Annotated in this window: 19 protein-coding genes, 1 rRNA gene and 2 pseudogenes; 10 read left to right on the forward strand and 12 right to left on the reverse strand. The window is 37.2% G+C overall.

The features are described from left to right. Positions 1–28 precede the first annotated feature (28 nt). Positions 29–1580 (reverse strand): 16S ribosomal RNA (locus tag MKX66_RS16230). A gap of 670 nt (positions 1581–2250) precedes the next feature. Here MKX66_RS16230 and MKX66_RS16235 point away from each other — a divergent pair. Then, positions 2251–5295, forward strand: coding sequence for an efflux RND transporter permease subunit (locus MKX66_RS16235; protein WP_341086710.1), 3045 nt, complete (start codon positions 2251–2253; stop codon positions 5293–5295). A 49-nt stretch (positions 5296–5344) separates the two neighbouring features. On the opposite strand, the pseudogene MKX66_RS16240 reads toward MKX66_RS16235, so the two are convergent. From MKX66_RS16240 to MKX66_RS16255, 4 genes and pseudogenes are all read right to left on the reverse strand, one after another. Next, positions 5345–5874 (reverse strand): annotated as a pseudogene (locus tag MKX66_RS16240) (AAA family ATPase). A 139-nt stretch (positions 5875–6013) separates the two neighbouring features. Further along, positions 6014–6934: a phosphate ABC transporter permease PstA gene (gene pstA / locus MKX66_RS16245; protein WP_002010630.1), complete on the reverse strand. Its 921-nt coding sequence runs from the start codon at positions 6932–6934 to the stop codon at positions 6014–6016. 2 nt (positions 6935–6936) lie between these two features. Next, a complete protein-coding gene (pstC, locus tag MKX66_RS16250) occupies positions 6937–7827 on the reverse strand; it encodes a phosphate ABC transporter permease subunit PstC (RefSeq protein ID WP_016101789.1) in 891 nt (296 codons plus the stop codon). Between the two features lie 71 nt (positions 7828–7898). After that, positions 7899–8798: a phosphate ABC transporter substrate-binding protein PstS family protein gene (locus MKX66_RS16255; RefSeq protein ID WP_002167124.1), complete on the reverse strand. Its 900-nt coding sequence runs from the start codon at positions 8796–8798 to the stop codon at positions 7899–7901. 500 nt (positions 8799–9298) lie between these two features. On the opposite strand from MKX66_RS16255, the gene MKX66_RS16260 reads away from it, so the two are divergent. From MKX66_RS16260 to MKX66_RS16270, 3 genes are read left to right on the forward strand one after another with little or no spacing between them, the layout of a single operon-like run. Then, the gene (locus MKX66_RS16260) at positions 9299–9556 is read left to right on the forward strand and encodes a FeoA family protein (RefSeq protein ID WP_002090873.1); all 258 of its coding nucleotides are present in this window, start codon (positions 9299–9301) and stop codon (positions 9554–9556) included. Further along, complete coding sequence (locus MKX66_RS16265; RefSeq protein WP_002090874.1) at positions 9553–10275, forward strand: FeoB small GTPase domain-containing protein; 723 nt, start codon at positions 9553–9555, stop codon at positions 10273–10275. Before MKX66_RS16260 ends, MKX66_RS16265 begins: the two co-directional genes overlap by 4 nt. Next, a complete protein-coding gene (locus tag MKX66_RS16270; protein ID WP_215590733.1) occupies positions 10253–11653 on the forward strand; it encodes a nucleoside recognition domain-containing protein in 1401 nt (466 codons plus the stop codon). The genes MKX66_RS16265 and MKX66_RS16270 overlap by 23 nt, the downstream gene beginning before the upstream one ends. A 203-nt stretch (positions 11654–11856) precedes the next feature. On the opposite strand, the gene MKX66_RS16275 is transcribed toward MKX66_RS16270, so the two are convergent. From MKX66_RS16275 to MKX66_RS16305, 7 genes are all read right to left on the reverse strand, one after another. Further along, complete coding sequence (locus tag MKX66_RS16275) at positions 11857–13023, reverse strand: Ger(x)C family spore germination protein (protein ID WP_341087654.1); 1167 nt, start codon at positions 13021–13023, stop codon at positions 11857–11859. Further along, the gene (locus MKX66_RS16280; protein WP_341086716.1) at positions 13007–14131 is read right to left on the reverse strand and encodes an endospore germination permease; all 1125 of its coding nucleotides are present in this window, start codon (positions 14129–14131) and stop codon (positions 13007–13009) included. Before MKX66_RS16280 ends, MKX66_RS16275 begins: the two co-directional genes overlap by 17 nt. Then, positions 14132–15610, reverse strand: coding sequence for a spore germination protein GerLA (gerLA, locus tag MKX66_RS16285; protein WP_080019353.1), 1479 nt, complete (start codon positions 15608–15610; stop codon positions 14132–14134). It abuts the gene before it with no gap. Positions 15611–15711: 101 nt separating this feature from the next. Further along, on the reverse strand, positions 15712–17184 hold the full coding sequence (locus MKX66_RS16290) for a sodium:solute symporter family protein (protein ID WP_341086718.1): 1473 nt from the start codon (positions 17182–17184) through the stop codon (positions 15712–15714). Beyond that, positions 17181–17378 (reverse strand): DUF3311 domain-containing protein, encoded by a 198-nt coding sequence (locus MKX66_RS16295; RefSeq protein ID WP_002029838.1) that lies wholly within the window; start codon positions 17376–17378, stop codon positions 17181–17183. Before MKX66_RS16295 ends, MKX66_RS16290 begins: the two co-directional genes overlap by 4 nt. A 1-nt stretch (position 17379) precedes the next feature. Beyond that, positions 17380–18555 (reverse strand): amidohydrolase, encoded by a 1176-nt coding sequence (locus MKX66_RS16300; protein ID WP_326997146.1) that lies wholly within the window; start codon positions 18553–18555, stop codon positions 17380–17382. 129 nt (positions 18556–18684) lie between these two features. Beyond that, entirely contained in the window at positions 18685–19395 is a 711-nt protein-coding gene (locus MKX66_RS16305; RefSeq protein ID WP_033708232.1) for a C39 family peptidase, read from the reverse strand. 409 nt (positions 19396–19804) lie between these two features. On the opposite strand from MKX66_RS16305, the pseudogene MKX66_RS16310 reads away from it, so the two are divergent. The 6 genes and pseudogenes from MKX66_RS16310 to MKX66_RS16335 all read left to right on the forward strand — a co-directional run. Then, positions 19805–20024: pseudogene (locus MKX66_RS16310) on the forward strand (amino acid permease); the annotation flags it as partial. 282 nt (positions 20025–20306) lie between these two features. Further along, positions 20307–21182 (forward strand): cytochrome aa3 quinol oxidase subunit II, encoded by an 876-nt coding sequence (locus MKX66_RS16315; RefSeq protein ID WP_002010605.1) that lies wholly within the window; start codon positions 20307–20309, stop codon positions 21180–21182. A 33-nt stretch (positions 21183–21215) separates the two neighbouring features. Further along, the gene (gene qoxB / locus MKX66_RS16320) at positions 21216–23150 is read left to right on the forward strand and encodes a cytochrome aa3 quinol oxidase subunit I (RefSeq protein ID WP_002063826.1); all 1935 of its coding nucleotides are present in this window, start codon (positions 21216–21218) and stop codon (positions 23148–23150) included. Between the two features lie 13 nt (positions 23151–23163). Then, complete coding sequence (gene qoxC, locus MKX66_RS16325) at positions 23164–23766, forward strand: cytochrome aa3 quinol oxidase subunit III (protein WP_002029841.1); 603 nt, start codon at positions 23164–23166, stop codon at positions 23764–23766. Next, positions 23767–24078 carry a cytochrome aa3 quinol oxidase subunit IV gene (qoxD, locus tag MKX66_RS16330; RefSeq protein ID WP_002029843.1) on the forward strand — a complete coding sequence of 104 codons (312 nt, stop codon included), beginning with the start codon at positions 23767–23769 and terminating at the stop codon, positions 24076–24078. 269 nt (positions 24079–24347) lie between these two features. Next, the gene (locus MKX66_RS16335) at positions 24348–26177 is read left to right on the forward strand and encodes a monovalent cation:proton antiporter family protein (protein WP_016093315.1); all 1830 of its coding nucleotides are present in this window, start codon (positions 24348–24350) and stop codon (positions 26175–26177) included.

The following is a 26177-nucleotide window of genomic DNA, read 5'->3' on the forward strand; positions in this document are numbered from 1 at the left end:
ATGAACTGCGTTCATCAATTCTCCATAGAAAGGAGGTGATCCAGCCGCACCTTCCGATACGGCTACCTTGTTACGACTTCACCCCAATCATCTGTCCCACCTTAGGCGGCTGGCTCCATAAAGGTTACCCCACCGACTTCGGGTGTTACAAACTCTCGTGGTGTGACGGGCGGTGTGTACAAGGCCCGGGAACGTATTCACCGCGGCATGCTGATCCGCGATTACTAGCGATTCCAGCTTCATGTAGGCGAGTTGCAGCCTACAATCCGAACTGAGAACGGTTTTATGAGATTAGCTCCACCTCGCGGTCTTGCAGCTCTTTGTACCGTCCATTGTAGCACGTGTGTAGCCCAGGTCATAAGGGGCATGATGATTTGACGTCATCCCCACCTTCCTCCGGTTTGTCACCGGCAGTCACCTTAGAGTGCCCAACTTAATGATGGCAACTAAGATCAAGGGTTGCGCTCGTTGCGGGACTTAACCCAACATCTCACGACACGAGCTGACGACAACCATGCACCACCTGTCACTCTGCTCCCGAAGGAGAAGCTCTATCTCTAGAGTTTTCAGAGGATGTCAAGACCTGGTAAGGTTCTTCGCGTTGCTTCGAATTAAACCACATGCTCCACCGCTTGTGCGGGCCCCCGTCAATTCCTTTGAGTTTCAGCCTTGCGGCCGTACTCCCCAGGCGGAGTGCTTAATGCGTTAACTTCAGCACTAAAGGGCGGAAACCCTCTAACACTTAGCACTCATCGTTTACGGCGTGGACTACCAGGGTATCTAATCCTGTTTGCTCCCCACGCTTTCGCGCCTCAGTGTCAGTTACAGACCAGAAAGTCGCCTTCGCCACTGGTGTTCCTCCATATCTCTACGCATTTCACCGCTACACATGGAATTCCACTTTCCTCTTCTGCACTCAAGTCTCCCAGTTTCCAATGACCCTCCACGGTTGAGCCGTGGGCTTTCACATCAGACTTAAGAAACCACCTGCGCGCGCTTTACGCCCAATAATTCCGGATAACGCTTGCCACCTACGTATTACCGCGGCTGCTGGCACGTAGTTAGCCGTGGCTTTCTGGTTAGGTACCGTCAAGGTGCCAGCTTATTCAACTAGCACTTGTTCTTCCCTAACAACAGAGTTTTACGACCCGAAAGCCTTCATCACTCACGCGGCGTTGCTCCGTCAGACTTTCGTCCATTGCGGAAGATTCCCTACTGCTGCCTCCCGTAGGAGTCTGGGCCGTGTCTCAGTCCCAGTGTGGCCGATCACCCTCTCAGGTCGGCTACGCATCGTCGCCTTGGTGAGCCGTTACCTCACCAACTAGCTAATGCGACGCGGGTCCATCCATAAGTGACAGCCGAAGCCGCCTTTCAATTTCGAACTATGCAGTTCAAAATATTATCCGGTATTAGCCCCGGTTTCCCGGAGTTATCCCAGTCTTATGGGTAGGTTACCCACGTGTTACTCACCCGTCCGCCGCTAACTTCATAAGAGCAAGCTCTTAATCCATTCGCTCGACTTGCATGTATTAGGCACGCCGCCAGCGTTCATCCTGAGCCAGGATCAAACTCTCCAATAAAGTTAGTTTGTCTAGCATCTAAAAATAAAAATTGACGTTCACGTTGTTTGTTTCGTTCAGTTTTCAAAGAACTTGTCTGCCGCTTCAAAAGCGACTTCATCATATTAACATCTTCATTTTTCGATGTCAACTATGTTTTTGAATTTTTTTTGTCGTTTTCTGCGTTTCCGCATCAGCGACGTTTATTAATATACCATCATGGTTTTTAAATAACAAGTATTTTTTATAAAAAAATACAAAAAGTTATCTATCCTACTTTCTTCTATAGAAAGAACCCTTATCCTTTCTACTAAAAACATTCATTTTGATTGTATACAAGTTACTATACACTATCATCAACCAGGCAGTATTTCACAATAACTCCCTAACCTATAGTCTTCTCCTTTTTTAATTTTATAATTACTATAGTTCTGCTTAAGAAGGACAAATAATCATTTAAATGTAGAGTAACAAAAAACGAGGCCACTATACTAGAACAAAACTTTAATTCCTGATTTTTCTCTCCAATCAGGAATTTTGCTTCCACAAATAACAAACTTCCCCTCGAAATATTAAATTAAGATTATTGTTAGAATTTTTTTACATTTAATTAATGAAAGATATCCAATTTTTGTTATATAGTAAGAAAGTGCCCACAAAACTATAAATAAACTAATGGAGGAATTATTTTATGGATAGGTTAACAAAATTTTCATTAAAAAACCGAGCCGCTATTATTATCATGGTTTTTCTCATTTCCATACTCGGTGTTTATTCCGGCTCTAAATTACCTATGGAATTTTTACCAAGCATCGATAACCCTGCAATAACTGTTACGACATTATCTCAAGGGCTCGATGCTGAAACGATGACCAAGGACGTAACTGATCCCCTTGAAAAACAATTTCGTAATTTAGAACATATCGATGGCATCACTTCTTCCACACATGAAGGATTATCACGCATCGACATTGCATATACATCCAAGGCAAATATGAAAGACGCGGCACGCGAAGTCGAAAAAACAATTAATACGATTAAGTTACCTAAAGATGTAACTAAACCTGTTGTTAGTCAATTAAACACTTCTATGATTCCACTCGCTCAAATTACCATCCAGAAGCAAAACGGATTTTCAAAAGCTGACGAAAAACAAATTGAGAAAGAAATCGTACCACAACTCGAAAGCATTGATGGTGTTGCCAATGTTATGTTTTTCGGAAAATCAACTTCCGAATTATCCATCGTACTTGATCCTAACCAACTAAAAGATAAAAATGTAACATCACAGCAAGTATTAACAGTTTTACAAGGAAAAGAAACTTCCACTCCAGCCGGAGCAATTACCGTTAATAAGGCAGAATACAATCTTCGTGTCATCGGGGATATAAAAAATGTAAATGACATAAAAAATATCACCGTTACACCTCAAGTAAAATTACAAGATGTTGCTCAAATTGAATTAAAACAACATTACGATACAATCTCGCACATAAACGGGGAAGAAGGAACAGGATTAATCATCATGAAAGAGCCGAGTAAAAATGCGGTTGCAATCGGAAAAGAGATTGATAAAAAGATTAAAGATATAAGCAAGCAATATAAAGATCAATTCTCTATTAAACTTTTAGCTTCAACTCATGAGCAAGTTGAAAATGCTGTTACTAGTATGGGAAAAGAAGTAATCCTTGGGGCAATTGCTGCAACTCTCATTATCTTAATCTTTTTACGCAGCTTCCGAACAACACTCATCGCTGTCATTAGTATTCCATTATCTATTTTATTAACACTATTTTTACTCCATCAATCTAACATCACACTTAACATTCTAACTCTTGGTGGCTTAGCCGTTGCAGTTGGACGTCTCGTCGATGACAGTATCGTTGTCATCGAGAATATTTTCCGTCGTTTACAAAAAGAATCTTTCTCTAAAGATATTATTCTCGATGCAACAAAAGAGGTCGCCGTCGCAATTACCTCTTCTACTTTAACGACAGTCGCCGTTTTTTTACCTATCGGTCTCGTATCGGGAGTAATCGGAAAACTAATGTTACCTATGGTGTTAGCAGTTGTGTATTCTATACTGTCTTCCTTAATTGTGGCATTAACAGTCGTTCCACTTATGGCTTTTTTACTGCTCAAAAAAACAAAACGTCGCAATTCACATTCTTCACCGCGATATGTCGCTACATTAAAGTGGGCTCTTTCTCATAAGTTTATCATTCTACTCACTTCTTTTTTATTATTTGCAGGATCAATTGCAGCCTACATACTACTTCCGAAAGCTAACATAAAGTCTGAGGACGATACAATGCTTTCCGTTAACATGACATTTCCAGGTGATTATGATTCTGAAGCTAAAAAACAAAAAGCCTTTGATTTCGAAAAGAAACTCCTCTCTAACTCTGATGTAACAGATGTTATTTTGCGAATGGGATCTAGCGCAGAAGATGCACAATGGGGACAGACAACTCAAAACAATCTTGCAACTATATTTGTAGTCTTTAAAAAAGGATCTGACATCGACCAATATATTAAAGAATTAAAAAAGGATCATACAGCTTTCGAACCAGCTGAACTTGATTATATAAAGACGAGTTACTCTGATTCCGGAGGCGGAAACAACTTACAATTTAACGTAACCGCTACTAACGAAACAAATTTAAAAAAGGCCGCTAACATCGTCGAAACAAAACTAAAAGGTATGGACGATCTCTCTAAAGTAAAAACAAATATAGAAGAATCTAAAAAAGAATGGCAAATTCATATCGATCAAACAAAGGCTGAGCAACTAGGTTTAACACCAGAATTAGCAGCACAACAAGTATCATTCCTTATGAAGAAATCTCCTATTGGGGAAATCTCAATCAATAATGAAAAAACAACTATTATGATAGAACATAAAAAGGCATCCGTTAACAAACAAGAAGATATTTTAAACACAAACATACTATCACCTATTAACGGACCAATTCCTTTAAAAGACATTGCAACTATTTCAGAAAAACAACTTCAAACGGAAATCTTCCATAAAGACGGGAAAGAAACGATTCAAATTACTGCAGAAGCTTCAAGTGAAGATTTAAGTAAAGTAAGCGCAGAAGTAAACAAAGCTATAGCCGACTTAGATTTACCTACCGGAGCAAAAGTAAATATCGCAGGTGCTACTGAATCTATGCAAGAGAACTTCACAGATTTATTCAAAATTATGGGGATCGCAATCGGGATTGTATATTTAATTATGGTTATCACATTCGGGCAAGCACGCGCTCCTTTCGCAATTTTATTCTCTTTACCATTAGCTGCTGTCGGCGGTATTTTAGGATTAATCATTTCCAGAACACCTGTTGACGTAAATTCATTAATCGGCGCATTAATGTTAATCGGGATTGTCGTTACAAATGCTATTGTATTAATAGAAAGAGTGCAACAAAATCGGGAAAACGGTATGGAAACTAGAGAAGCCTTACTAGAAGCAGGATCTACTAGATTACGCCCAATTATTATGACAGCTATAACAACAATCGTCGCTATGCTACCACTCCTCTTCGGGCAATCTCAAGCAGGAAGTATGGTATCGAAAAGTCTGGCCGTCGTTGTAATCGGTGGTTTGGCAGTCTCAACCGTTCTTACATTAGTAGTCGTTCCCGTTATGTATGAACTATTAGATAAAATCGGGAGAAAAAGACGCTCCCGCAGAAAAATAAGCACTTCTACAGAAACACCTGATATTTAAACCAAAAGGCGTTATCTTCAATTATGAAGATAACGCCTTTTTTATCCCTCTATCTATCCATAATATAATCCATCACTTTTTTACCATACTTCTCTAGCGGCTCTCCAGAATCCACAATAAGATATTCACCATGTAAAGGCCTTTTACTGCCAGCCAGACATTTTTTAAATGCTACCTCTGATTCTACTTTTGTAATTTGACTTATCTTACGTTCACGCGTTTGTAACCTACGATTAATTTCTTCTATATTATTAAGATAACATTCAATATATTTATATGTAGCACCATGTTTCTGACATAAATCTATTCCTTTTTTAACCATCCCTTCATAGAGACATGGACTATCTAATATCACACTGTGCTCTTGCTCCAACAAAAAATCGATCAGTTCCCACTCAATATCATAGGAGATCCCCCCCCAACCACTGTTGGTTCAACACCTTTTGCCTTTAATGATTTTAATAAAGCTGATTTCACGACGTCATGATCTACAATAACAGCACCTGTTAACTTAGCGATATACTTAGAAAGAGTTGACTTCCCTGATCCAGGAAATCCCGACATTTGCAGAAAAAACACCTTCAAACCCCTCCCTATTTTCATCCGAATATCCACATATCAAATTACCTATTCAACAACTCTCCTTCTTTTCCTTCCAGCAACAAAATGACCGTAAAAAAACTCCCTGTTTTATAAACAGAGAGTTTTCATCTTCAACTTATGCCGCCTTTACCTTCTTCGTCGTTTTACGACTTTTTTTCGCTCCTGTAAAACGCTTGTGTAATACAGATGCTACGAAACGAGAAATGATATTAAAGAGTAATACCATAATAATTAATACAGCTGCAGATTTTGTTGCAATTAACTTCGCATCCGGGATAATCCCTTCAGAGTTTAATTTCCAAATGTGAACAGCTAACGTTTCAGCTGGTCTAAATGGATTTAAAGGATGCGAGGGGCTCGAGAAGTCCGCTGCTGAATTTAAAATAGGTGATGTTAAACCCGCTGTATAAATTAACGCCGCAGCTTCACCGAATATACGGCCTGCCGCTAAAATAATACCTGTAATGATTTGTGGTAACGAAGACGGGATAATGATGCGGGCAATTGTTTGCCATTTCGTTGCACCTAGTCCAAGACTCGCCTCTTTTACATTATGAGGAACTTCAGAAATCGCATTTTCACAAACACGTGTTAAACCAGGCAAATTCAAAATAGTTAAAGCAAGAGCTCCACCCATTACTGTATATCCCCAGCCTGTCATGGTAACAAATACTAATAAGCCAAATAGTCCAACAACAATAGAAGGTAAAGACGCCATTGTTTCAATACATAAACGAACAAAACTTAAAAAACGACCTTGTTTTGCATACTCCGCTAAATATATTCCAGCCCCTAGTCCAAGAGGAATAGATATAATAAGTGTTATAACAAGCATGTAGAAAGAGTTGAATAACTGTGGACCAATTCCCCCACCAGCTCTTGTATTGCTTGGTTCTCCGAATAAGAAACTAGGATCCCAAAATCCCCATCCCTTTTGCAGAATTTCATACATTAAAAAAGCTAGCAAAGCTACAACTAAAGCTGCAACCCCATAAAAGATACCTGTCCAAACTTTATTTACCGTTCTTGCATTCATTATTATCGCTCACCTCTTTGACCAATCGCTCGAATTACTAAAATAAACAGGAATGAAATAACAAGTAAAATCATTGCTAACGTCCATAGCGCATTGTTCCAAGCTGTTCCGTTCAATGTATTCGTCATATCCATTGTCAGAATACCTGTTAACGTTGCTGTTGGACTATATATTCCTTCCGGTAATTTAATCGTGTTCCCGATTACCATTTGAACCGCTAACGCTTCACCAAAAGCACGCGCTAACCCTAAAACTATACCTGTTAAAATTCCTTGTTTTGCAGCAGGAACAATAACTCGGCTAATCGCTTGCCATTTCGTCGATCCTAGACCGTAAGAAGCTTCCAAGTAATCAAACGGAACAGAGCGTATTGCATCAGAGGCAATACTAGCAATAGTAGGTAAAATCATAATACTCAGGACAATAATACCCGCAATTAAACTAAATCCCACTCCACCGAACGAATCCCGTAATAGAGGAACCAAGATCGTAACCCCTAATAATCCGTATACAACTGATGGAATACCAACTAATAATTCTAAAACAGGCTTTAATACTTTATTCCCAAACTTCGGCGAAATTAAATTCATGAATATAGCAAGAGCTATAGCAATTGGTGCACTAATGACAACAGCACCTAACGACACAAGCGTCGAACCGACAATAAAGATGACAGCACCATACGTACCTTGATCAGCATTTGGATTCCATTTCATCGAAGTTAACACCTCAGAAAATGAGATACCACTTTGCGTGAAAGATTGAATGCCTTTGCCGCAAATAAACGCAATAATAGCTAATGTAATAAAAACAATAAAGATACCGCAAAACGTAACAAGTGATCTACCTATATATTCACTCTTTACGTAATTAATTTGTTTTTTCCCCTTCATCACAGGACAGACCCCACTTCATAGATTGCATTGAACAGGACTGGCCTTGCAGCCAGCCCCATAAAATTTTATTACTTATCTAATTTAGACATTGGGATGTAACCCATATCTTCTACTTGTTTTTCGAAATCTTTACCTTTTACATAATCAATGTAAGCTTTTGTCGCTTCTTTTGCCTCACCTTTAGTTACCATGTACTCGTAAGACCAGAATGGATATTTACCAGCAGAGATGTTTTCAACTTTCGGTTCAGATCCATCAATTTTAACCGTTTGTAACGCACCTTTTTTCTCACCAACCATGTAAGACATTGCTAAGTAACTAACTGAACCTGGAGTAGAGTTAATCGCTTGCTCTACAGCACCATTAGAATCTTGTGTTGTACCAGTTCCATCATTAATCTTCGCGTCTTTCATCACTGTCTTTTCAAAAGTAGCACGTGTACCAGATGAAGCCGGTCGGTTAATTACATTGATTTTTTCATCTTTTCCGCCTACTTCTTTCCAGTTCGTTACTTTTCCAGTGAAGATATCTTGCACTTGTTTTACTGTTAAGTTATCAACTTTTACATCTTTATTTACGACAAGTGCGAATGCGATACCCGCAACTTTGTTATCTACTAATTCTTTTGCTTTTTCAGCATCTTTTATTTTATCTCCAGCTGGAACATCTGAGTTACCAATTTGTACCGCACCAGATGCTACTTGGTTAATTCCAGTTCCACTACCGCCACCTTGAACTTGAATAGAAACTTTTGAATTTTTCTCCATGAATTTCTTTCCAGCTTCCTCCGCAAGAGGTTGAAGAGCTGTAGAGCCAGCCGCTGCAATCGTACCTGATAATTCTTGTTTTGCATCGCTACCTTTAGCAGCTTCCTTATTATCCGTACTTTCTGCTTTTCCACATCCAACTAATGCACCTGCAACAACTAAAGCCGCTAAAGAAAATTTAATACCCTTTTTCATAACCATGTCTTGTACCCCCATTTGGATTATCACTTTTCGAATTCATCTTCTTTCGAACACAAATTCATTGTAGGACAACAATATTATGTGAGTGTTAAGCAATTTTTAAGTTTAAGTAAATAGAGATAACATCCCCTAAAAGCTAGACATTCCAACATTTACAGTTGAAAAAGCCAACAAAACCCACACTAAACACGTAGTATTGTAAATTTAATCTTAACAATGTAAATTCAATGTAAATGATTTTCTGTATTTTTCCCTTTAGGTTAAAACTACATTTACAATTCCCCTATATTTTTAAGCTTTTACACTCTTACTTTAAGAAGAATTCCAGTAATATTTTTCGGTACAACTAAATAAATTGGAACAATTCTAAAAATATTTGAATATTTTTAAAGTACTAATTGACAGCATCATTAAATGTAGTCTACTATATTAGTATCAAAAAGTTTACCTAAGGAAACTTTTTAAACTAAAACTAAAAATATAGAGATGAGGTAACTTTTATGGTATCGGCTAATACTAAACCCCTTTCCGAATTCAGAACAGGGGAATTTGTACAAATTGAGAAGATACAATTAGAAGGAACTATGAAACGACGTTTATTAGATTTAGGCTTTTTTCCTGGAGCGACAATTAAAGTATTACAACGCAGCCCACTTGGAGACCCAGTCGCTTATCAAGTAAGCAACACAACTATTGCACTGCGTAGTGAAGAAAGCTCCCTTATTTTCGGGGTATTAATAGGAGATGATTTCAGATGAGTAACCATCGCATTGCGTTAGCTGGTAACCCGAATACCGGGAAAAGTACATTATTTAATACTTTAACAGGCTTAAAACAACATACTGGAAACTGGACGGGGAAAACTGTTTTAAAGGCTGAAGGGGAATATAAGCATGGCGGAAATATATATACAATAATAGATTTACCTGGAACTTACTCACTGTATTCAAATTCGGCAGATGAAGAAGTAGCACGAGATTATATTATATTTGAAAAACCAGAAGTAACTGTAGTTGTTATAGATGCAACTGCAATGGAAAGAAATTTAAATTTAGCACTCCAAGTGATGGAAATGACAAACGATGTGGTCATTTGTATTAACTTAATTGATGAAGCGGAGAAAAAAGGAATCATTATTGACGAAAAGAAATTAGCAAAATCACTCGGTGTACCTGTAGTGAAGATTTCTGCTCGCAACCGAGTAGGCATTGGTCATTTGCTAAATGTCATCGCTAAAGTAGCAAATAAAAAACTCATTCCAACACCAATTAAAATTACTTATAATGAAAAAATCGAAAATATGATTCAAGAATTAGAACCACAAATTTATAAAGTGTTCGGCAATACGTATCCAGCACGTTGGATTGCGTTACGTATTTTAGATGGAGATAAAAATTTCTTAACTGCACTTCAAAAACATCATAACGAACCACTTGTAAGGGAGGTCGTAATAAATGGAATCTCACTCAGCCAGTAAAGCTCTTCCGCTGGACTATATTGTTCAACATGCACAAACACTTTCAAAAGAAGATATACGAGATGATATTGTCGGAGATATTTATCGAACCTCCGCAAGTATATGTAAAGAAGCTGTCCAATATACAAATACCGATAAATTGTATCGTTCTGAAAAACTAGATAAAATTTTCACATCTCCAATCTGGGGATTCCCAATTATGCTCGGTATTTTATCTATTGTTTTTTATCTTACAATTGCAGGCGCTAACGTACCTTCTGATATGATCGCTAAGTTCTTTGGCTGGGTAGAAGGATATTTAACATCTTGGTTCCAAGCAGCGCATGCACCTGAATGGTTACATGGCATTTTAATACTTGGTTTATTCCGCGGTACCAGTGCTGTTATAAGCGTTATGTTACCACCTATGGCAATCTTTTTCCCTATGTTCGCACTATTAGAAAACTACGGATATTTACCACGTGTCGCATTTAACATGGACCGCTTATTCAAACGATCTGGTGCACATGGCAAGCAATCTTTAACAATGGCAATGGGATTCGGTTGTAATGCAGCTGCCATTATGTCAACACGTATTATTGAATCACCACGTGAACGTATGCTTGCAATCTTAACAAACAACTTCGTTCCATGTAATGGGCGCTGGCCTATGTTGATTTTAATGGCTTCACTATTTATGGCTGCTGGTTATACAGGTAGTATGCAAACACTTGTTACTGCTGGCGTTGTAGTTGGAATGGTTGTAATTGGTGTCATTATGACATTAACCGTTTCTTGGGTACTATCAAAAACAGCTTTAAAAGGTGTTCCGACTCACTACACACTTGAGTTACCACCGTACCGTAAGCCAAAAGTTTGGAATACAATTGTACGCGCAACACTCGATAAATCAATATATGTTTTAAAACGAGCTATAGTTGTAGCTGCCCCTGCAGCTGCATTAACTTGGTTACTTGCTAATATTTTCATCGGTGACACAAGCTTACTTATGTATTTTGTAAACTTCCTAGATCCATTCGCTAAAATGTTAGGACTTGACGGCTTTATTCTAGCTGCATTCATTCTTGGACTACCAGCGAATGAAATTGTTATCCCGATTTTATTAATGTCTTATTTATCAACTGGCGCTTTAACTGAAATAGATGATTTTAATCAAATTAAAAATCTATTCTTAGAAAATGGTTGGACTTGGTTAACAGCTTTAAACACAATGTTGTTCTCACTCCTTCATTTCCCGTGTGGAACAACACTAGTTAACATATATAAAGAAACAAAAAGTGCAAAATGGACATTCTTATCGTTCGCAATCCCTACTGTTATCGCAATTGTTGTTACATTCCTCTCTACACAATTGGTACATTGGTTAGAACTTGTATAAAAAACAAAGCATACATAGAAGGTATCCCCCTTCACATATGCTTTGCACGAAAGAAACCTGAAATTATTCAGGTTTCTTTTTTTCTTTCCACGGCTGAGCTCCATACGTTGTGATTTTTTTATGAATGGAGTATATGGCTCCCGGAAGAATCGCCATTAATATCGTGCAACTAATTCCTAGTCCAGTAAACAACTTAAATCACCTTATTTCACTCTCTTCGGTAAAGCTGAACCTGAATGCTCAATTGTCGGATGAACATGAACAGTAACCTCAGCATTACTAAAATAATTTTCACCTTGATCCCAATTTTTATCTATCTTCTTCCATTCTTTATAATTATGCCGCTTATATACTTCTCCTAACGCTAATACATCTACCTTATATTTTGTTTGAACAAGCTTAATCGATTTTTGGATACGCTTCTCCATTTCCTCCGCAATGGTTTTCTTTAATCGCTTTTCATTCATAATTTGTTTATGATCACTAAAATGCAACTCTGCTAAGGTCCCTTCCAAAGATAAATGGATATCAAACTTCGGTTTTTTAGCATTTTCCGTAGATACTTTAATCTTTCGGTGCATCTTATGAATTTCGTATGTAACAAGCTGACCTTGTTTACGGATAGTATAGAACCCTCCAATTTTTTTACCTATTACATAATTCATTCCTAATGTTTCTTCTCCATTCAAACTGCCTACACACTTATTATCTTTTCCACGAAACAACGCTGCCCCGTTCATTTGTACCCCCTGCTTTGTTAGTTCGAGAATAGGTAATACGAAACTTTGGTTAGCAATCATTTTTTGCTGTACCTCACCAATTCTTGCAGCTTCAATCATTTGAGCATTTTTCGGAGGATGCTCAGCTAACATATCAATATACTGTGCCGGTAAGTTCTCAGGCTTGGCACTCTGCTTTAAAATAGCTTCTGCATTTTTCTTAGAAACGAACAAACGAATATTTCTTCTCATCTCGTGATCACGAATATATACATCTAACGTATTTTGTAAAACATATGGATTCGCTAGTAAATCTTTAGAAAAAATTATCACTTGTATATGTGGAAAGAATAGTGAGCGACTAATTTTTTTAGCAATAATTCGTATTTGCTCAAAGACACTATCTGCTTTCGCACTAACATTAATATAATTTTCACTATCTCCACCGCCTTGGCCACCTTGTTGCGCTAACTTACTGGGAAGTACCATCTGATACGTCCCTTTCATAATTGGATTCGATTTCTTTTCCTTCACAATATCGTAAGCTGCGCCTACTACAAATCCTCTTTCTTCTATTTCTTCTAGCTCAGAGCACCCACTTATAGATCCAGCTAAAACCATAACCATTATAATTTTAAGAAGGTGTTTCATTTCTACCATTCCTTCTTTTTATTTTATATACAATAAAAACTAACAAAGGCGCTAGCACGACAAACCCCATATCTATCCAAGCTAAATAAGTCCCATAAATTGACAAATTTTTCAAATTACTAGGTATCATATTCGCCATAAAAATAATCGGGGCACTTACAAAAATGAAAATATGTTTCTTCACTTTCGGAAACATAGCACAAAATAATAAAGATGCGACGTCATAATACATTGCTGTAGTGTTATAAATAGTAATAATCCAAGTAGTAAAAAAAATGGCATCAAATCTTTCTAAAAAACCTCCACCAATTTCAATTTCTTTACCCAATTCAATTGTTGGATACGTCAATCCACGGGTTGTCATATACGAAAAAACGCTAATACAAGTTACATAAATTAAAATGTATGACAGCACATTTACCATCACTGCTTTTGCAACTGCCATTGGCGCTTTTTTCGCTGTCTTATCGTTCAACATCACAGCATAAAACAGAGCTACCTCAAATCCGATAAATGTGAAAATAGAATTTTTAACTCCTACAGCATATTGACTTGCGTTCGTTTGAAAAGCTGGTAGTAAATTGTTTATTTCCATTAAATTCACATTCAATAAAGAAAGCAACACTATCGCAATGAACACGATAGGTAAGAATAGAACATTTAACCTTACTAAAGCCGCTCTCGATCCTGCTACTCCATAAATAACAACTAATAAGAAGAAGAAAGACAATAGCTGTATTGGTGTATCACTAAATAAATATGTTTGTGAAATAACCGCAATCATTCGCGATTCATATGCTGTCAAAGCTGCAAATGTTAATACTAAAATGCTACTAATTGTGTATGCAACAGGCTTCGTCAAATGTGCACTTGTATATTGAACAAAGTTTTGTTTTGGGAATAAAATAGCTATCCTCGTTACAAACCAACCTAAAACCGCACATATCAATCCACCCAAAAGCAAAATAATCCAACCATCCGAAAATAAAGTTTGGTCAGCAATATCTCGAGGCATAGATAATGCACCTATACCGATAATTGTTGACGATACCGCAAAACCAAGTTCCCGAGATCCAATTTCTTCATCCCCATATTCAAATGGTTTCAATTACTCTCGCTCCTTTGGACGTAGTGTAGAGTCTTTCGTTTGTAAATATTCTGGTCTCTCTTTTAACATTGATTTTGGTAGGCGAACCAATTCTTCTTCCCAATCTTTATAAAAAGCAGGAGCAATAGGTGTTGTATACGGTACCCCAACACTCTTTAAATTTGTAATATGGATCGCCAGTGCAATAAGAGCTAAAATGATTCCGTATAACCCAAAAGCAGTTGCAGCTAACACGAAGACGAAAAGTAAAATTCGAAATGTAATCGTAATACTATATACAGGAAGTGAAAATGTAGCAATTGCGGTAACCGCAATAATAATTACTAAAAACGGATTTACAATCCCCGCATTTACTGCCGCTTCTCCAATTACAAGACCGCCTACGATGCCAATTGTTTGTCCCATCGGTTTCGGAAGCCTAATCCCGGCTTCTCGTATTAATTCCATCGTTAATGCCATCATTAACGTTTCTATATAAGCAGGAAACGGTACCCCTTCTCTCGCTCCCGCAATGGAATAAGCTAGTTTAGATGGAATAAGCCCTTGATGATACGATACAAGCGCTACGTACATGGCAGGTAATAAAACAGCAGCGATACCTGATCCCATACGTAATATTCTTAATAACGTTCCAATTACCCAACGCTCATAATGATCTTCTACAGATTGAAAAATATCAACAAACACTAGTGGAGCTATAAGAGCAAATGGTGACCCATCTACTAAAATGGCCGCTTTCCCTTTCGCCAATGCAGCCACTATATTATCTGGTCTTTCTGTATTTAAAAACTGCGGAAACGGCGATAAATTATTATCTTGAATTAATTGTTCAATCGTTCCTGTCTCAAAAATGACATCTGTCACTATTGATTGAAGACGCCGATCTAGCTCGTTTACGATGTAAGGGTTAATAATATCCTCTATATATACTAGGGTTACTTCTTTCTGCGATCGCTTCCCCATAATATAAGATTGAAACCGTAACTTCGGATCACGTAAACCACGACGAATTAACATTTTGTTCACATTAATATCTTCATTTAATCCAACTCTCGGTCCACGTATTAAATCTTCTGTCACTGGAGGCTCTAGACTTCTTTTTTCCCAAGCTCTACTATTAACAACAATAGCCGTTTGAATATTATCAATTAATATGACTGTATCTCCTGCTAAAACCGCATTTATAATATCTGGAAAAGTCGTCTTCATACCGACTTCTGCAATAGAAATAAAACGATCCAATAATATCTGAACCACAGCTGCTTCATTTGGTATTTCTTCATATTGAAGTGTACGAACTACATATTTATAAACATTATCCTTATCTGTCAATCCACATAAGAAAACAACCGCACAACGTGTAAAACTACCAGCAAGAGCAACTTCTCTAATTGTTAAATCATTAGGTGAACCTAACTCATCTCTAATTTCCTTCATAACTTCAAACAAGTTACCTTTTAGCTCTAACAATTTCCCCACCTAACTTCCTTTTCAACAAGTTTTTAGTTAGATTCCGCTAATAGAAGAAAATATATACAAAAAAGAGCTATCTCTTTTCGAAGATAGCTCTAACATACGAATTACTTTTCTACTATTATATTGTCGGTCTTTACAGATACATTTCTTGTGAATCCACTAACGATAAACATCACAATCATATTCATTAACAATGCGACTATACCTACATTTAAATCTTTTATATATTGCGGAAAACTTGGAAACATCGTAGCTATAGTTGAACCAGATAAGGTAATATATGCGACAATTAACAACCCAATCCCCATTCTTGCAATCGCTCCTTGCTTCGTAATAATTTGACGTGGAAACAAACTACATACAAGTGCAGGGAAAAGTTGCGTAACTATACTGTATCCCATTAAAAGAAGAGCACCTATCGTTTCTCCCCCTTTAAATGTAAACAATACTGCAACAAGCGTTACAACAGGTACAAATAACTTAGCTACTTTTGCAACTTGTCTATCTGAAGCAGATGGCACCATTGTTCGGTAAATATTTTTTGCTAATAATGTAGAAGCGGCCATAACAAGCATGGAACCGGGAACTAGTGCTGTTAATACCCCCGCACTACCAATAATCCCAATAAACCATGGATCAAAAGTTTGAAGAGCAAGACGGAATAATGAAAGGTCTACATCCGCTCCCTTTAACCCTGGAACTTGCAATATAGCAGCAAAACCTGCAAAGAACACAAAAAGCAAAACTAAAGAATAGAGAGGCATAATTGCTGCATTTTTCCTAAATACTTTTTCACTTTTCGCTGAGAAAGCTGAGGCAAATGTATGAGGCCACATATAAAAACCGAGAGCCGTTAATATAATAGTAGAAACAAACCAAGAAATACTCATTCCCTTTTCAGGTAAAGATAAAAAACCTGGTTTTGCAGCTTCTACAGCTTCAAACATCGGTTGAAATCCTCCGTAATAGTGATACGGTAAATATATACCTAAAAACATAACGATAAATAGTATCATAATGTCCTTCAAAGCAGCTGTCCAAGCCGATCCATGTATACCTGAAACCATTACATAAATGGTTATAACAATAGCACCAATCCATACCGCAATAACAGGTGTCACTCTTCCATAGGAAGCTTCCGAAACGATAATTCCTAATCCCTTTAATTGCAAAACAAGATACGGGATAATCGAAATAACACCAATAATTGAAACAATTACCCCAAGCGTCTTACTCCTATATTTCTTCGCAAAGAAATCTGATTGTGAAATGAGGTTATGTTCTTTTGCATACTTCCAAATTGGAGGCAATAAGAAATACGATAAAATATAAGCTAATGCACCATACCCTAAAATATAAAATGTAGGGGCTCCTTTACTATAAGCCCAGCCACTTCCTCCTAAAAATGTGAACGTCGTATAAATTTCCCCTGCCATAAGGAGAAAAACGAAAATGGTTCCAAATCCTCTTCCTCCAACTGACCATTGTTCTAAATTCATATCTTTTCCATGTTGTGCCCGAATTCCTAAAAATAGTGCGAGAAACAAAAATATAATAATGATAAATAATGCAGTCATTTTACGTCCCCCTTATTAGCAGGATCGAATACGTACACAAGCCCCATACAAAGAGACGTAATGAGCACTGATAATAGTACCCAAAATAATAAAAATGGCATCCCCCATACGTAAGGAGTGACCGAATTTGCAAATACTGGTCCAACTACTAAACAAAGAACTGGAATAAGTGCTAGCACGTGTATTTTTTTCATCTCATTCTCCTTTACTTATAAAATTCATAATAGATGATACAAAGACTTCCACTCCAATTGGTAATGCGTCTTCGTCAATTGTAAAACGAGGGTGATGATGCGGATATATAATTCCCTTCTCTTCATTTCCTGCCCCTATAAAAAAGAACGTCCCTGGTGCCTTTTGTAAAAATGCTGAAAAATCTTCCCCTGCCATCGTTGGCTGTAAACGAACAACTCTTTCTCTTCCATACAGCTGTAATGCTGTATGTTCAATAAGCTCTGTAACTTCATAATCGTTCACAACTGGGCGATATCCATATTCATAAGAAAATGTATACTTAGCATCGTAGGATTCTGTAATATGTTTTACAATCCTTTCAAGCTTCTTCTTTGTTTCTTCTCTTAATTCATGCCTTAAACTTCTCACTGTCCCTTCAATCTCCGCTTGTTCCGGGATAACATTATGAGTTGTCCCAGAATGAAATTGCGTAACAGATACTACGAGAGAATCTAACGGATTCGTGAGGCGAGATACAATTTGCTGAATTTGCGAAACTACTTGCGCACCAATGGCGATACTATCAACTGTTTCATGCGGAATTCCAGCATGCCCACCTTTTCCCTCTATCGTAATTTTAAAAACGTCCGGCGCCGCCATCGCAGGACCATAAATTACACCTACTTTTCCAACCTCTAATGACGCCCAAAGATGAGCACCAATAATGTAATCCACACCAGTCATCACTCCCGCTGCGACCATTTCCTCTGCACCGCCCGGAAAGTTTTCTTCTGCATGTTGAAATAAAAAGCGAATCTCTCCTTTAACTTTCTCTCTTTCCTCTACCAACTTATGTACTACACCAAGCAATATTGCCATGTGACCGTCGTGACCACACGCATGCATCACACCTGGATATATAGAAATAAAATCAAACTTATTTTCTTCATGAATAGGAAGAGCATCCATATCAGCACGAACCGCGATAGTTTTACCAGGCTGCCTACCAATTAACCTTGCCATTACACTATATTTAGTAGGCCTTGAGACTTCTAAATATGGGATTTCCCGAAGTATGTCGAATACAAATTGAGATGTTTTTTCCTCTTGAAAAGATAACTCTGGATACTTATGAAAATGCCTTCTCCACTCAATCAACTGATTCTTTGATAAAACAAGTTCCTTTGCGACATCCATTTCTCTTCTCCCCTTCTTTACCAAGTTAAATGTTATTATAGCGTGAATCGTTAACTTCTGAAAGAATTTTCAGAATTTTCTATAATGAATATTCAAAAAGAAAAAGCCATCTCAAGATGACTTTTCATTTTATAAAATAGTAATTGCTTGTTTCCCCATTTGCTCCCATGCCTTTTCAAATTCAGCACGAGGAACAGCTTTTCGTGGATTGTTTGCAAGAGGATCATTTACGTATACAAAGTTTTGATCATATCCAATTACTACAACACTATGCTCATAATATGTAATTTTCACTTTACCTGAACTCGTATTCCATGTTTCAAAACTACTTTCGGCTAATGGTTTAAACGTTGTATTAATAATTACCCATACTGGAGAACCAGAACTAATTACTTTATATAGATCTTGCACGTCTCTACCTGTTAAATTAATTACTTTTTCAGGAACATACTTTTCTGCTAAATTAAAAATCGGTTGATTATATACACCGTATCCCGGCTCAGCTTTCGTGTAAATATTTCCAACGAATCCCTCATACGGATTTCCATGCAAACCATCTTGTTTAAATGGAACGCGATGAATTTCACTAGCAAGTTGCATCTTATCTACTTGTACACCTTTATGTTGTAGTAGCATAGTTAAACTTGTCACTTCACAACCTCTAGGTAATTCAGGTAACTGTCTAATAAACGGAACCTCTGTAATCATTGCACTTTCTTTCATCTCAGAGAACAGGTCTAACCGAAATTCTTGTGCCTTTTTCATAATTTTATCTTTCTCGAAAAAGAACACGACAGCAAATATAATACCGAAAATAAAAATATATTTTAACTTTTTCATCATAAACCAAACTCCATTATATCAATTATTTTAAAGGCACAACTCCTATCATTGTACCTTTCTTCTTACTAGTTTGCTAGAAAGATTCTGTGAATTATTATTCACAAATACCTTTTTTAAAATTCCGATTGTTTGAAATAGAAAGAAAAAATTATAATTTTTCGGAACTTTTTACTAAAAAACAAAATTATTAACCCAGTGAAAAAACCACGTTTCCTTCACTAGGTTAATAAACATTCTAAGGTATTTAGTCATAGTTAGTTTTTCCTTTACATACTCAGTTCACAACAAAATAAACCAAGTATGTTTTTCACCCCCACTAATGATTAAAAGCACCGAATAAAATCTAGTTAAAACATACAAAAAAATATGGGGGGAGGGACATATGAATCAACAAGTAGAACAAGCAGAATTAAAATACCGCACACCACTTTATCCAATAGTTCCAATCGTAGCTTTCTCACTCAATTTCCTTACATTTGTTAGTTTAGCTTTCATTCCAGATCAGAGAATTGCTCTTTATTGCTGGGTTCCATTTATGATCATTTATTACATTTTATACCGAGTTAAAGTTTCGGAAAGTTGTCACATTTGAGCAAAAAAGAAATATAACCCAGGTAACAAACTGAATATATTAAAAATTCAGTATTTTTCCTTATGATAAGATAATTTTTTTCTATTTATTGGGTATGTTGGTATAACTTTATTTATCTTAAAATTCCCACAATCACGTTTTTATCTGGAAAATAGTTTACAATGTTATCAAGTTACAAATGATATTCACCTTAAAAAGCGTGCATTTGTGTCTATTTTTTAACAATATAACAAAAACTATTGCCATCTATAAATTAATAGGTTTATATTGTTTTATTGGCATAGTTTCAATCCAAGGAGAAAGGAGATTTTCAATCGTGCAACTAAAGAAAGCATTTTGGAAGTTGGCTTCGCTTCTTCCGTTATCATTACTTCTGTTCCTCGGTGGCTGTGATAAAAAACTCGCAGTATTAAATCCGCAAGGACCTGTTGCAAAAGCACAGTATGATTTAATTGTTTGGTCATTCTTGCTTATGTCATTAATTATCGCAATTGTATTCATCTTGTTTACAGTCATCTTGATTCGTTATCGTGAAAAACCAGAGAATATGGACTATGAGCCACCTGATCAACATGGTAACACATTATTAGAAATCATTTGGACAATTATTCCTGTTATTATCGTTATCGCATTATCGATTCCAACAGTTAAAGCAACTTATGCTTCGGAAGAGGTTCCGCAAGAGTCCAAACATATTAAACCAGTTGAAATTTATGTTACATCTGCAAACTGGAAATGGTTATTTAGTTACCCGGAGGAAAAAATTGAAACCGTTAACTATTTAAACATCCCAGCTGGTGTACCAATTCAATTTAAACTGACTTCTGTAGGTCCAATGAATGCTTTCTGGGTACCAGAACTTGGTGGTATGAAGTATACAATGGATGGCATGATCATGGACTTATATTTACAAGCTGACAAACCAGGTTCTTACCTAGGTCGTAGCTCGAACTTCTCTGGTGAAGGATTTACTCACATGGAATTCGAAGTTGAGGCAAAAACTAAAGAGAAATATGATAAGTGGGTAAAAGAAGTACAAGAAACTGCCCCTAAATTATCAGAAAAGAAATATAACGAAATTATTAAACCTGGTGTAGTGGGGCGTATGACGTTCTCTAGTCACCACTTAAGTTATGTAGATCCAAAATCACTTGAATATTGTGATTACAACTACTACAAAAACAAAAAATAATAGCTATTATTCCAACAGATTGGAGTGAACACAGTGAAGCTTGATGAATTTTTTGTCACAGGTGACCCGATTATTTACGGAGCTGACGCTTCTATCGTTCTTGTGACATTAGCGATTCTTTTCGTACTAACAAAGTACAAAAAATGGAGATGGCTTTGGGATGAGTGGTTGACAACTGTTGACCATAAAAAAATAGGGACCATGTATATTATCTCTGCCGTTATAATGTTATTCCGTGGTGGTATGGATGGTTTAATGATTCGTGCCCAGTTAACATTCCCGGAAACAACTTATTTAAACGCTGAACACTATAACGGAATCTTTACAACACATGGTACGGTAATGATTCTTTTCATGGCAATGCCATTCGTTATGGGATTAATGAACCTTGTAGTACCATTACAAATTGGTGCTCGTGACGTTGCATATCCGTTCTTAAATGCTTTAAGTTTCTGGTTATTCTTTGTCGGAGCAATGTTATTCAACATCGCTTTCGTAATCGGTGGTTCTCCAGACGCTGGGTGGACTTCTTACTTCCCAATGGCAGGTACAGAGTTTACTTCTGGTGTAGGAAATAACTACTACGCAATTGCATTACAGATTTCAGGTCTCGGTACGCTGATGACGGGTATTAACTTCCTTGTTACTATCTTAAAAATGCGTACACCTGGTATGAAATTAATGAGAATGCCAATGTTTACTTGGTCAATCTTAATTACAACAATTATCATTATTTTCGCTTTCCCAGTATTAACAGTTGCTCTTGCATTAATGACATTTGACCGTCTATTCGATGCTCACTTCTTTACGATGGCGAGCGGCGGTATGCCAATGTTATGGGCCAACCTATTCTGGGTATGGGGTCACCCTGAAGTATATATTGTTATTTTACCGGCATTCGGTATTTTCTCTGAAATCATTAGTACATTCTCACGTAAACGTCTATTCGGTTACAGTGCGATGGTGTACTCGATGGTTGCAATTTCTTTACTAAGTTTCGTCGTATGGCTTCACCATTTCTTCACTATGGGTGCAGGTCCAGCGGTTAACTCATTCTTCTCGATTTCGACAATGGCGATTTCGATTCCAACCGGTGTTAAGATCTTTAACTGGTTGTTTACACTGTATAAAGGACGTATCCGTTTTACAGTTCCAATGCTTTGGTCATTGGCATTTATTCCAAACTTCGTAGTTGGTGGAGTTACAGGGGTTATGCTTGGAATGGCAGCAGCTGATTATCAATACCATAACAGCTACTTCCTAATTGCTCACTTCCACTACGTATTAATCGCAGGTACAGTATTCGCTATGCTTGCTGGATTCACATACTGGTATCCAAAAATGACAGGTCATATGTTAAATGAACGCCTAGGTAAATGGACATTCTGGATCTTTATGAGCGGATTTAACATCTGTTTCTTCCCAATGTACTTCTTAGGTTTAGACGGTATGACTCGTCGTATGTACACTTACTCTGAAAGTCTTGGATGGGGCTGGCTAAACCAAATCGCATCTGTTGGTGCTGTAATGATGGCTATCGGCTTCCTAATCCTTTGCTATAACGTAATTTGGAGTGCACGTCACGGTGAGCGTGACACAACTGGAGATCCATGGGACGGCCGTACACTTGAATGGGCAACTCAATCTCCTGTACAACATTACAACTTCGCGAAACTTCCTGAAATTAAAGAAGCTGATGCTTTCTGGTTCATGAAAAAACGTGGAGAAACAATTACACCAACAGCAGATGAATTAAAACCAATTCACATGCCAAGTAATTCTGGTGTGCCTATTATTGCGTCTTTATTCTTCGGTCTTGCAGGTTTTGCATTAGTATTTAGCTGGTTCTGGATTGCAGCAATCGGTGGTATTGGTATTTTAGGTTGCTTAATCTATCGTTCATTCGATTATGATGATGGCTACTACGTAAGCGTTGATGAAATTAAAGAAACAGAACATATAGCATGAGAGGTGAAATGACATGGCGGCTTTAGATAAAAGCTTACCTTTGGAATATCAATCCGAGCAAAGCAGATTGAATATCCTAGGATTCTGGATTTTTCTTGGGGCTGAAATTATGCTGTTCGCAACACTTTTCGCCTCTTATCTAGTCCTTGCTGGTCGTACGGCTGATGGCCCAACACCAGCGCAATTGTTTGAAGTTAAAACACTTTTAATTCAAACACTGTTACTTTTAACAAGTAGCTTTACATGTGGGATCGCAATTCACGAAATGCGTAAACACAATCAAAAAGGAATGTTAGCTTGGTTTATCCTGACTTTACTTTTAGGTGCAGGCTTCCTATTCTTTGAAATTGAAGAATTCATTTTGTACGTTGGTGAAGGTGCAACGATTCAAACAAGTGCTTTCTTATCGGCATTCTTCGTTCTTCTTGGAACGCATGGTGCCCACGTAACAGGTGGTATCATCTGGGCAACTTGTGTTATTATCCAAATTTTAAAACGAGGTTTAACACCAGTTACAGCTCGTAAAGTATTTATTATCAGCTTATACTGGCATTTCCTTGATCTTGTTTGGGTCTTTATTTACACACTAGTTTACTTGAACGGGATGGTGGCGTAAATGGGTCAAAATAACAACCAAGCAAACGGGCATGGGCATAGCGGATTCCCATGGTCACACGTTTTCGGATTTATTTTATCGCTTGCACTAACGTTTCTAGCGTTATACGTGGCACTTTACACAAACCTGCCACTTTCAACGATATTAACAACTATCATCATAATGGCAGTTGCGCAAGCGTTATTACAATTAATTATGTTCATGCACTTAAAAGAAGGAGAAGGAAGAATTCAAGTTCTTACAATGATATACAGTTTCTTCGTTGCAACTGCAACAGTTGGTCTTACTGTATGGATCTTCTTCTCAATGTAATTTGCATGAAAAAGACTGCTGGGATTCCTCAGCAGTCTTTTTTTATCCCCTATTAACGAGCAGTAAGACCCCCACTGATTAAAGTTTCACTTTATCCCCTCCCCTATTACATCCACATTACGGAATTAACAACAAAATCATGAAAAATATACTTATTATGACAAATGTTAAGAAAACTCTTTCTTTATGAAATCGAAACCATATCCGTTGCTTTTCTTCCTATTATATGGCTAAATAGTTACTATATTTATTTGAAGGGAGAGAACGCAATGGAACATCATTCTTCTGTTCTATCACTTATGGTTGTCGTCGCAATCGCGTTTTTCGTTCCCCTTTTGTTACAGCGCTTTAAATTAAACGCACTTCCTGTCGTTGTTGCAGAAATTATCGCAGGAATCTTTGTAGGTAAAAGTGGATTTAACATCATTGAGCCAGACATGTGGCTTCAAGTCTTATCAACACTAGGGTTTATCTTCCTAATGTTTTTAAGTGGTTTAGAAATTGACTTTTCGATCTTTAAACAAAAAGGGAAAAAGAATACGACAAACGAACCGAACACATTCCAAGCAGCAAGCATTATCTTCTTGTTTATTTTCATTTTATCTTATGCCCTATCATTACTATTCGTATGGCTAGGATTCGTAGACAATGCAATGTTCATGACTTTAATTATTTCAACTATTTCTTTAGGTGTTGTCGTACCAACATTGAAAGAAAATAACTTAGGAAAAACCGCAATCGGGCAAATCATTTTATTAGTCGCTGTTATTGCAGACTTAGTTACAATGATTTTACTCGCTGTATTCGTCGGATTAAATTCCGAAAGTGGCCAAAGCATGTGGCTTCTACTTCTTCTATTCGGTGCTGGTATTGTAATTTACTTTGTCGCAAGACGGTTTAAAAATATTCCATACCTAGAAAGCTTAAAAGCCGGTAGTGTACAAATTGATACACGAGCTGTTTTTGCACTCATCTTAATATTAGTTGGATTATCTGAATCTGTTGGGGCAGAAAATATTTTGGGAGCCTTTTTAGCAGGTGTACTCGTATCTTTATTATCACCAAATGAAGATATGGTTGAAAAACTTGATTCCATCGGATATGGCTTCTTCATTCCTATTTTCTTCGTAATGGTTGGTGTAAATCTAGAAGTATGGTCTATTTTTAACGAGCCTTCTAGTATGCTAATGATCCCAATTCTAATTGTGGGACTCTTTATTTCAAAACTGTTGCCATCACTCGTCTTACGAAAATGGTACCCACGCAATATCGTACTCGGAAGTGCTATTTTGTTAACATCAACACTTTCTTTAGTTATTGCGGCTGCACAAATCGGTGAAAAGCTAGGCATCATTAGCCCAAGTTTATCAGCATCTCTTATTTTAAGTGCAGTTATTACTTGTATTTTTGCACCTATATTATTTAAAAAGATGTTTCCAAAAGTGGAAACACCAAAACCGAAAGTATCTATTATTGGTGCAAGCAGAATTACCCTTCCGTTATCACTTGATTTAAAACGTGAGGATTATGACGTAACACTATATATGATACGTCAAAATAAAATAAATGATGAGGAAGCGAAATCTCATGACTTCCCTATTGTAAAATTAGATGAGATTACTATTCAATCTTTAATGGAGCAACAAGCTTTCGAAGCAGACCGTGTTGTTGTTGCGACAAGTGATGATGAACAAAACTTATTATTAGCAGAACACGCAAAAGAATTAGGTGTTGAACACGTCATTGCAAGTGTAGAAGATCCCCTTCTACAAGAAAAAGCGACTCAAGAACATATCGCTGTATTCTCGACTATTAACTCTACACGTATTTTATTACGTGCACTTATTGATAAACCGAGTCTCGTTCGCTTGATTACAACAGCAAATGAAACGGTGCGTGAGGTTGAACTACGAAGTAATAAATATAACGGCTTAGCACTTCGTCGCCTTCCGTTTCTAGGTGATGTACTTGTCATTCAAATTTACCGTGGTAATAAAGCATTAATACCACATGGTGATACGAAGTTACAGCATGGCGATACTTTACTTGTAACGGGTTCAAAAGAACATATTGATACAATGAAAAACATATTAGAATAG

The organism is Bacillus sp. FSL R9-9530 (genome assembly GCF_038008145.1).
GTDB classification, from domain to species: Bacteria; Bacillota; Bacilli; order Bacillales; family Bacillaceae_G; genus Bacillus_A; species Bacillus_A mycoides.

What these genes read in the sequence shown, in the direction of transcription:
- qoxC (WP_002029841.1), top strand. Translation starts at nt 23,164, where the DNA reads ATGGCGGCTTTAGATAAAAGCTTACCTTTGGAATATCAATCCGAGCAA.
- MKX66_RS16275 (WP_341087654.1), bottom strand. Translation starts at nt 13,023, where the DNA reads ATGAAACACCTTCTTAAAATTATAATGGTTATGGTTTTAGCTGGATCT.
- MKX66_RS16305 (WP_033708232.1), bottom strand. Translation starts at nt 19,395, where the DNA reads ATGAAAAAGTTAAAATATATTTTTATTTTCGGTATTATATTTGCTGTC.
- MKX66_RS16290 (WP_341086718.1), bottom strand. Translation starts at nt 17,184, where the DNA reads ATGACTGCATTATTTATCATTATTATATTTTTGTTTCTCGCACTATTT.
- pstA (WP_002010630.1), bottom strand. Translation starts at nt 6,934, where the DNA reads ATGAATGCAAGAACGGTAAATAAAGTTTGGACAGGTATCTTTTATGGG.
- MKX66_RS16260 (WP_002090873.1), top strand. Translation starts at nt 9,299, where the DNA reads ATGGTATCGGCTAATACTAAACCCCTTTCCGAATTCAGAACAGGGGAA.
- MKX66_RS16265 (WP_002090874.1), top strand. Translation starts at nt 9,553, where the DNA reads ATGAGTAACCATCGCATTGCGTTAGCTGGTAACCCGAATACCGGGAAA.
- qoxD (WP_002029843.1), top strand. Translation starts at nt 23,767, where the DNA reads ATGGGTCAAAATAACAACCAAGCAAACGGGCATGGGCATAGCGGATTC.
- MKX66_RS16300 (WP_326997146.1), bottom strand. Translation starts at nt 18,555, where the DNA reads ATGGATGTCGCAAAGGAACTTGTTTTATCAAAGAATCAGTTGATTGAG.
- pstC (WP_016101789.1), bottom strand. Translation starts at nt 7,827, where the DNA reads ATGAAGGGGAAAAAACAAATTAATTACGTAAAGAGTGAATATATAGGT.
- MKX66_RS16270 (WP_215590733.1), top strand. Translation starts at nt 10,253, where the DNA reads ATGGAATCTCACTCAGCCAGTAAAGCTCTTCCGCTGGACTATATTGTT.
- MKX66_RS16295 (WP_002029838.1), bottom strand. Translation starts at nt 17,378, where the DNA reads ATGAAAAAAATACACGTGCTAGCACTTATTCCAGTTCTTTGTTTAGTA.
- MKX66_RS16235 (WP_341086710.1), top strand. Translation starts at nt 2,251, where the DNA reads ATGGATAGGTTAACAAAATTTTCATTAAAAAACCGAGCCGCTATTATT.
- MKX66_RS16335 (WP_016093315.1), top strand. Translation starts at nt 24,348, where the DNA reads ATGGAACATCATTCTTCTGTTCTATCACTTATGGTTGTCGTCGCAATC.
- MKX66_RS16255 (WP_002167124.1), bottom strand. Translation starts at nt 8,798, where the DNA reads ATGGTTATGAAAAAGGGTATTAAATTTTCTTTAGCGGCTTTAGTTGTT.